The 7,922-nt window shown below is 73.7% G+C and carries 8 protein-coding genes; 4 read left to right on the top strand and 4 right to left on the bottom strand.

Features of this window, described 5'->3' with window-relative positions; genetic code table 11:
- Positions 1–247 precede the first annotated feature (247 nt).
- Complete coding sequence (locus tag I6A60_RS04475; protein WP_013421808.1) at positions 248–478, bottom strand: hypothetical protein; 231 nt, start codon at positions 476–478, stop codon at positions 248–250.
- Positions 479–822: 344 nt separating this feature from the next.
- Here I6A60_RS04475 and I6A60_RS04480 point away from each other — a divergent pair, with 344 nt between their 5' ends.
- The gene (locus tag I6A60_RS04480) at positions 823–1,737 is read left to right on the top strand and encodes a glycosyltransferase family 2 protein (protein WP_203020074.1); all 915 of its coding nucleotides are present in this window, start codon (positions 823–825) and stop codon (positions 1,735–1,737) included.
- Between the two features lie 10 nt (positions 1,738–1,747).
- Positions 1,748–2,797 (top strand): tryptophan--tRNA ligase, encoded by a 1,050-nt coding sequence (locus tag I6A60_RS04485; RefSeq protein WP_203020072.1) that lies wholly within the window; start codon positions 1,748–1,750, stop codon positions 2,795–2,797.
- Positions 2,798–2,821: 24 nt separating this feature from the next.
- On the opposite strand, the gene I6A60_RS04490 is transcribed toward I6A60_RS04485, so the two are convergent.
- Entirely contained in the window at positions 2,822–3,448 is a 627-nt protein-coding gene (locus I6A60_RS04490) for a YdcF family protein (RefSeq protein ID WP_203020070.1), read from the bottom strand.
- Positions 3,449–3,597: 149 nt separating this feature from the next.
- Positions 3,598–4,704 (bottom strand): ABC transporter substrate-binding protein, encoded by a 1,107-nt coding sequence (locus I6A60_RS04495; protein WP_203020068.1) that lies wholly within the window; start codon positions 4,702–4,704, stop codon positions 3,598–3,600.
- 223 nt (positions 4,705–4,927) lie between these two features.
- Between I6A60_RS04495 and I6A60_RS04500 the strand changes: the two genes are divergently transcribed.
- Together I6A60_RS04500 and I6A60_RS04505 are read left to right on the top strand one after the other, a co-directional pair.
- Entirely contained in the window at positions 4,928–5,770 is an 843-nt protein-coding gene (locus tag I6A60_RS04500) for a TatD family hydrolase (RefSeq protein ID WP_203020066.1), read from the top strand.
- A gap of 10 nt (positions 5,771–5,780) precedes the next feature.
- Positions 5,781–6,854, top strand: coding sequence for an rRNA adenine N-6-methyltransferase family protein (locus I6A60_RS04505; protein WP_307873527.1), 1,074 nt, complete (start codon positions 5,781–5,783; stop codon positions 6,852–6,854).
- A 121-nt stretch (positions 6,855–6,975) separates the two neighbouring features.
- Here the strand turns inward: I6A60_RS04505 and rsmI are convergent.
- The coding region (gene rsmI / locus I6A60_RS04510; protein WP_203055565.1) for a 16S rRNA (cytidine(1402)-2'-O)-methyltransferase at positions 6,976–7,922 on the bottom strand (947 nt) is incomplete at its 5' end.

Raw genomic sequence — 7,922 nt, forward strand, 5'->3', positions numbered from 1 at the left:
CGGCCCGTTCCCGGGTGGCGCCGACGGCATCACCCGGGCAACCTGCTCGACTAGCCCAGCCTGCTCGGCCCAGCCTGCTCGACTCAGCCTGCTCGACCAACCCAGCCTGGGCGCGTGCGATCTTCAGGGACAGGTTATCGGTCCGACGAGCGGTTTTCCGTATCTTCCACCGTCGGCTGCCCGGGCGGATGCTGTCGGCTGCACGCCAGCGCGGTGATGGGGTGCCGACGCGGTCGTGGGGCGCCGGTCAGCCGGTGCCGTACGGGCCGGGGCGACCGGCCGGCGGGTAGCCGCCGGTGCCGTTCATGCCCGCGGGCATCGAGCCCGTCATCGAGTTGTTCATCCGAGGCTGCTCCGTCATCGCCTGGCTCACCTTGGACGCGATCGCCTCGGTCAGTCGGATTGCCTGGGTGAGCGAGAGGTTGAGCACGATCTCGCTGTCATCGGTCATCGCGAAACGCACCGATACATCCGCCATCTTGATTCCTCTCGATCGCCGTCCCCGATGTCGGGGCAGGCAACGCCCTGGATCCCCCCGATATGCCTCCGGGCGCGCACGACGGCCGCAGGCCCCGCCCGACGGCGGGACCGGCCGCGGGACGTGGTGACCCGCTCCACGATCCCCGACGGTCTCGGCAAGGATCCAGCGACCCCCCGGTTAGCCGCCGCGATCCCGCGGCCGATGATCGCTAATTGGACACTCTTGGTTATCGATCGCTCGCTCTGAGGTTTGAAGTCGGGCGCGACGGCGCTGGTCTGTTGTCATTTCATGCCAGCTGGACACTGTGCGTTCCGCGCTTTGGAGGGGGTAGACGAGACTGCGTGACCGAGCACACCGTCAAGCCGGAGCGATACCCGGCCACCCGCCCCACTTCTGAGGCCGCCGGCGGCCCGCGCACCCCTGGCGGCCCGGCCGAAGCGATCCGTCCCCGTGCCGCCGAACCCGGGCCGCCCGCTCCCGGGGGACGCGACCAGCCGTTGGTGTCCGTGGTGATGCCGTGCCTGAACGAGCGTGACTCAGTCGGGCGGTGCGTCCGCGCGGCCCACGCGGGGCTCGCCGCGGCCGGGCTGTCAGGCGAGGTGGTCGTCGCCGACAACGGCTCCACCGACGACTCGCCGCGGGTCGCGGCGCAGGCCGGCGCCTGGGTGGTGCGCGAGCCGCGCCGCGGTTACGGCAACGCCTACCTGGCTGGGTTCGCCGCCGCCCGCGGCCACTACCTGGTGATGGGCGACTCCGACTGCTCCTATGACTTCGGCGAGCTGCCCCGGCTCCTGGACCCGCTGCGCGCAGGTGGAGCCGACTATGTGCTCGGCTCCCGGTTCGCCGGCGACATCCGGCCCGGCGCGATGCCCTGGACCCACCGGCGGATCGGGAATCCGGTGCTCACCCGGATGCTCAACCGGCTGTTCGGGCTGCGCACGACGGACGCGCACTCGGGCATGCGGGCGTTCACCCGTGCCGCCTACGAGCGGATGGCGCCGCGCCAGGGCGGGATGGAGCTGGCCTCCGAGCTGGTCGTCGCGGCGGCGGCCAGCGGGCTGCGGGTCAGGGAGGTGCCGATCACCTACCACCCGCGGACGGGAACCTCGAAGCTGCACTCGCTGCGTGACGCGGCCCGCCATGTCCGCTTCATGGTCGGCTATGCCGCCCGCCTGCAGCGCAGGGAAGCCGCCCGCCTGCACGCAGGGAAGCCGTCCGCCTGCACGCCGGGAAACTGGGTGGACCCGCGTCCGTAAACTGAGCCCCGTGGCACACGAGGACGCGCACGACGGCTCGCGCCAGGGTCAGAAGGTCTCGCTCACCGGGATCAAGCCGACCGGCGAGCCGCATCTGGGCAACTACATCGGGGCGATCGGCCCGGCGCTGGAGATGGCCTCGTCCTACGAGTCGATCTACTTCATCGCCGACTACCACGCGCTGACCTCGGTCCGGGACCGGGCCTCGCTGGCGGGCTGGACCCGGTCGGTGGGCGCGACCTGGGTCGCCCTCGGCCTGGACCCGAAGCAGACGATCTTCTACCGGCAATCGGACGTGCCGGAGATCTTCGAGCTGACCTGGGTGCTGTCCTGCGTCACCGGCAAGGGCCTGATGAACCGGGCCCACGCCTACAAGGCCGCCCGGGACCGCAACGCCGAGGCCGGCATCGCCGACCTGGACTCCGGCATCAACATGGGCCTGTTCAACTACCCGGTGCTGATGGCTGTCGACATTCTGATCATGAACGCCGACGTGGTGCCGGTCGGGCAGGACCAGGTCCAGCACCTGGAGATCGCGGCCGACGTCGCCGGCTCGTTCAACCACCTGTTCGGCGACGTCTTCGCGCTGAAGATCCCGGAGGCGGTCACGCCGCCCGGGGACACCGGACGGGTGCTGCCCGGCCTCGACGGCCGCAAGATGAGCAAGTCCTACGGCAACACCATCCCGCTGTTCGCCCCGGAGGCCCGGCTTCGCAAGCTGGTCCGGTCGATCAAGAGTGACAGCACCCCGGTGGAGGAGCCGAAGGTCCCGGACACCTCGGCCGCCTTCCAGCTCTACGAGAACTTCGCCACGCCCGGGGACGTCGCCGACATGCGGCGCCGGCTCGAAGCGGGCGGAACCGGGTGGGGTGAGCTGAAGAACGCTCTGTTCGAGGCGATCAACACGCGGCTCACTCCGTTGCGCGAGCGCTACGAGGAGCTCATGGTTCCCGGCAGCGAGCTTGACCGCATCCTCGCCGACGGCGCCGAGCAGGCCCGCGACCGCGCCCGCCCGGTGCTGGCCGGCGTCCGCCGGGCGGTCGGCATCGACGCGCTTTAGACCTCGGCTCGCGGCGGCGGCCGGTCAGCAGGAGCGCTGGAACGTGAGGGCCTTCAGCGTGGCGGCCCACTCGTAGGCGACCATGTAGGCCCAGGTCGGGCGGTTCGGCGGGTCGACGCTCATCACCCGCACGCCCCCGTCGTAGCAGCGGCTCAGCCGCAGCCGGGCGCGGGTGTCCTGGGGCGTCGAGGTGATCACGATGATCGACCGCCAGCCCCTGGCCCGGGCGGTCGCGCCCGTCCAGCGGGCCTCGCCCTGCGTGGTCAGCGGCTTCGGGTGGAAGCAGAGAACCTCGACGCCGGGGATGGTGTCCGGCGGGCAGGGATCGGTCGGCGTCGGCTGGGAGACGGCCAGCACCGGGGCGTAGCCGTTGCGGGCCAGGGTCACCGCCAGGTCGAGCCGCCCGGCGCTGCCGGCGAACATCACGATCGCGTCGACGGGCACCGCTGGGTCCCGTTTCGGGAACACGTACAGCTTCGCGGTCGTCAGCAGGAAGCCGACGATGAGCAGCCCGGCCGTGCTGCGCAGCAGCCGCCGCCGCCGCAGCCCGCGTGGCGCCCGCGGCGCCGGGCCGGGACCGGTCGCTCCCGGGGCGGCGCGTCCCGGCGCCTCCGGGACGCCAGGCAGCGCCGCGGTCGGTCCGGCCCGCATCGCCACCTCCCAGCTCTCCTGCTCGCACCAAGTACAACCGCTCGGCCCCATGGTCGCCTGGTGTGGTGCCGTCTCGGCGAGCCCCGACGGCCTCCCGGCGGTCCGGACGGGGTCCGGGCGGCGGCGAGCCGGGTCAGTGGCGCTCTGGGTCAGTGGTAGGTGCGCGGGGTGAAGCCGGGGTTGGCGGTGCGGGCCTGCCAGCGCGGGTGGGCGAACCGGGCGCGGGCACCCTCGCGCGGCCAGACCGTCCAGGAGGCGCCGGACTGCCACTGCACGATCGGGATCTGGTGACCGACCTGCAGGCCCGTCGTCTCGTCGAGGCGGAACCGGCCGAGCAGTGTCGTGGTGTCCATGCCGCGGGCGGCGGCGAGCACGGCCGAGTCGTCGACGCTGCCGGCGTGGCGGATACAGGCGCCCAGGATGAGCCCGGACACGTAGGTCCAGGCGGCGGTCGCCGTCGGCGGGGTGCCGTGCAGCGCGTGGAACTCGCCGGTGAACTGCCAGGCCGTCGGCCCCGTGGCGGTCTCGGCCTTGCTGTCCGGCAGCCAGCTGCCCGGGGCGAGCAGGCCGTCGCTGGCGTCGCCGAAGCTCGTGGCGACCTGGGTGCTGACCGCGGTGGAGAACGCCGCGGCCCGCCAGGGCCGGCGCAGCAGGGCGCTGGCCGCCGTCAGCTCGTCGTCCGGGCCGCCGTGCACGATCAGCACGTCGGCTGACGGCAGCCGGCTGGCGGCGAGAGCCGCCTGGCCGGGGCCGAACGTGCTGGTAGTGACGTCGAAGCCGAGCGAACGGCCGGCAGCCTTGATGCTCGCGGTGGTCTCGACCGCGAAGTCGCCGGCGGCGAGCAGCACGGCAGCCTTGCGCGCGGTCCGGTCCGCGGACCGGACCAGCGCGAGCACCTGGCGCGGCCACGTCGACGACGGCGCGGCCACGTTGATGACCTTGGGGTACGTCTGCCGCATGAACCGGGTGATCGGTGCGCCGACGTTGAACACGACCCGGTCGGTCGCGGCGACGGCGGCCAGGGCCGCGCGCCGGCCGAACGGGCCGAGGATTGCCACCGGCCGCCCGGCAGCGGCGGTGCGCATGGCCGCGGCGGGATCCGGGTACGCGTCGTAGGCCGTCACGCTGATATCAGTCCAGGGCAGCGGGACGTGCTCGTCCCGCGCCCACAATGTCAGGCCGCGCAGGCTGGCCAGGCCCTGCGCCGCGTCGGGACCGGTGAGAGGCGTGACAAGCGCGACGGTCAGAGCGGTCATCGGCATCCGTGTAGCAAGCAACCCATGGAAAGTGGCATCCCCGATGGTGGCAGGGCGGCCAGATCCCGAGGATCTGGCCACACGAGGACCGCCACTCACGACCCATAGGATCTACGAGGCGCGCGAACAGCCGTCCGTCCGAAGGGTATCCCGGGCCTCCACAGGCCTGTGAAGGCAGGTGCTCTGGCCTTGGACGAGGTGATCAGGTGGCAGAGGTGACGACGTGAGTGGCGCGAACGTGCGGGCGAAGGACACCGGCCGCAAGGGGGATCCGCCGCCGCCGCCGGAGCCGCTGGACATCGAGATCATCGACAGCCACTGCCATCTCGACCTGATGGACGCCGCCCCGGCCGACGCGGTCGCCGCGGCGCGGGCGGTCGGCATCCGGCGGATGGTGACCGTCGGCGTGGACCTGGCGACGAGCCGGTGGCAGGCCGAGGTCTCCGCCGAGTTCCCGGACGTCTACGCCGCGGTCGCGATCCATCCCAACGAGGCGGCCCGCGGGGTCGACGAGGCGACGTTCACCGAGCTGACCGCCCTCGCCCGGCGCCCCGAGGTCCGGGCCGTCGGGGAGACCGGGCTCGACTACTTCCGCACCCCGCCGGAGCAGCACGCGGCCCAGCAGGCGAGCTTCCGTCGCCACATCGCGATCGCGAAGGAGACCGGCCGGCCGTTGATGATCCACGACCGGGAGGCGCACGACGACACCCTGCGCATCCTGGCCGAGGAGGGCGCGCCGGCCACGGTCGTCTTCCACGCGTTCTCCGGCGACGCCGAGATGGCGAAGGCCTGCGCGGCGGCCGGCTACGTGATGTCGTTCGCCGGCAACGTCACCTTCAAGAACGCCGAGCAGCTGCGCGAGGCCGCGGCCGTCGCCCCGCGTGAGCTGCTGCTGGTCGAGACCGACGCGCCGTTTCTGACCCCGATGCCGTTCCGCGGCCGGCCGAACAGCCCGTACCTGGTGCCGTTGACGCTGCGCGCCATCGCCGAGGTGCGTGGCGAGGCCGTCGACGAGCTGGCCGCAACCGTGGCCGCGACCGCCGAGCGCGTCTTCGGGCCCTGGTAGACCCGCCGACGTGGCAGAGGTTGGCGCCAGACCACGGGCCGGGGCCCTGAGGGCCGTGCCCGAGGACGGGCTGCTGTCGGCGGCTGACATCCGGGCGATCGCGGCCGCCCTGGATCTGCGGCCGACGAAGCAGCGCGGGCAGAACTTCCTGGTCGACCCGAACACGGTCCGCCGGCTCGTGCGGCTGGCCGGCATCGGGCCGGACGACGTCGTCCTTGAGGTCGGACCGGGAATCGGCTCGCTCACGCTCGGCCTGCTCGGGGCCGCGCGCCGGGTGCTCGCCGTCGAGGTCGACCCCGCGCTGGCCGCCGCCCTGCCGGCGACCGCCGCCGCCCGGCTGGACCCGGCGACCGCGGGACGGCTGACCGTGCTGACCAAGGACGCGCTGCGGCTGGTCCCCGCCGACCTGCCCGACGAGCCCCACCTGCACGACGGCGCTGCCAGTTCGGCCGGGCCTGGCGGCCCTGCCCGGCCGGCCGAGCCCGTCAGCCCTGCCAGCGCGCCTGGCGTCGCCGGCCCCGCTGGACAGGCCGACGCGGGCAGCCCTGCTGGCTCGGCTGGGGCTCCGACGGTGCTGGCCGCCAACCTGCCTTACAACATCGCCGTGCCACTGCTGCTCGGTCTGCTGGAGCGGTTTCCGTCGCTGGAGCGTGGCCTGGTGATGGTTCAGGCGGAGGTCGCCGACCGGCTGACCTCCCCACCCGGCGGACGGGTCTACGGGGTGCCGAGCGTCAAGCTCGCCTGGTACGCCGAGTCGCGCTCGGCCGGGGCGGTACCGAGGTCGGTGTTCTGGCCGGTGCCCAACGTCGACTCCGGCCTGGTCGCCTTCACCCGCCGGCCAGCCCCGGCGCCGGCGGAGCTGCGCCCGGACGTCTTCGCCGCGATCGACGCCGCCTTCGCTCAGCGCCGCAAGACACTGCGCACCGCGCTCGCCGGCTGGGCCGGCTCACCCGCCGCCGTCGACCGGCTGACCCGGGCCGCCGGCGTCGATCCCGGTGCCCGAGGCGAGACCCTCGACGTCGCCGCCTACTGCCGGCTGGCCGCCGCCCGCGCCGAAGCCGCGGCCACGCCGACCACGCCCTGACCGCATTCCTGGATCTTCGGGTCAGCGGTCTAGCCGCTGTGAGCCCGGCGGATGGGCTGAAGTTCCCGCTAGGCCGGTCCGGGTGCCGGTCTGTCGGTCACCGTGCCGGTCCGGGTGATGGTCAGCGGCCGGGAGGACGCCGGCTCGTCGCGTCGCCGGCGCGGTTGACGACCAGGGCTTCGTAGACGGCTGCGCGGCTGACGCCGAACTGGTCCATGACCGCGCGGCGGGCCGCGGCCCGGGAGAGCCCGGCGGCCTCGTGGTGGGCCACCGCCGCGGCGAGTTCGGCGGCGGTCGGGGGGCCAGGAGCCCGAAGGTCATCGAGGATCGAATCAGGCGGGATCGCCGACGTCTCGACGCCGCTTTCGGTCGCGGTGGCCAGGTCGGCGAACCCGAGCCGGCGCGAGGCGACGGCGGCGCCCGCGACGACGAGGGTGAACTCGCCGCGGATCTCGCGGCCGTCGGTGGCCCAGGCGACGAGCCGGCCGAGATCGCCCCGGACGATCTCCTCCCAGGTCTTGGTCAGCTCGCGGCAGGCGACGGCGGCGCGCTCGGCGCCGAACACGGCGGCCAGGTCGGTCAGGCTCGACGCCAGCCGGTGCGGGGCCTCCAAGAAGACCATCGTGCGCCGCTCGGCCGCGAGCTCGCGCAGCCTGCCGCGCCGCTCCCCACCGCGTCGAGGCAGGAAGCCCTCGAACGTGAACCGGTCGCTGGGCAGCCCACTGACCGCCAGGGCCGCCGTCACCGCGGACGGCCCGGGCACCACCGTGACCGGCACGCCGGCGGCGGCAGCGGCTGCGACCACGCGGAACCCGGGGTCGGACACGGCCGGCATCCCGGCGTCGGTGATCAGCGCGACCGTCTGCCCCGCGATCAGGTACTCGGTCAACGTCGCGGCCCGCGCCCCCTCGACGGCGTCGTAGCAGGACGTCACCCGCCCACCGATGGTCACGCCGAGGGCGTGCGCCAGCCGGCGCACCCGCCGGGTGTCCTCGGCGGCGACGACATCCGCGGTGGCCAGCACCTCGGGGGGGCCCCGGGGGGCGGGCCCCCCCGGGGCCCCCCGGG

This window comes from Frankia sp. AgB1.9, from assembly GCF_016786355.1.
Classification (GTDB): domain Bacteria; phylum Actinomycetota; class Actinomycetes; order Frankiales; family Frankiaceae; genus Pseudofrankia.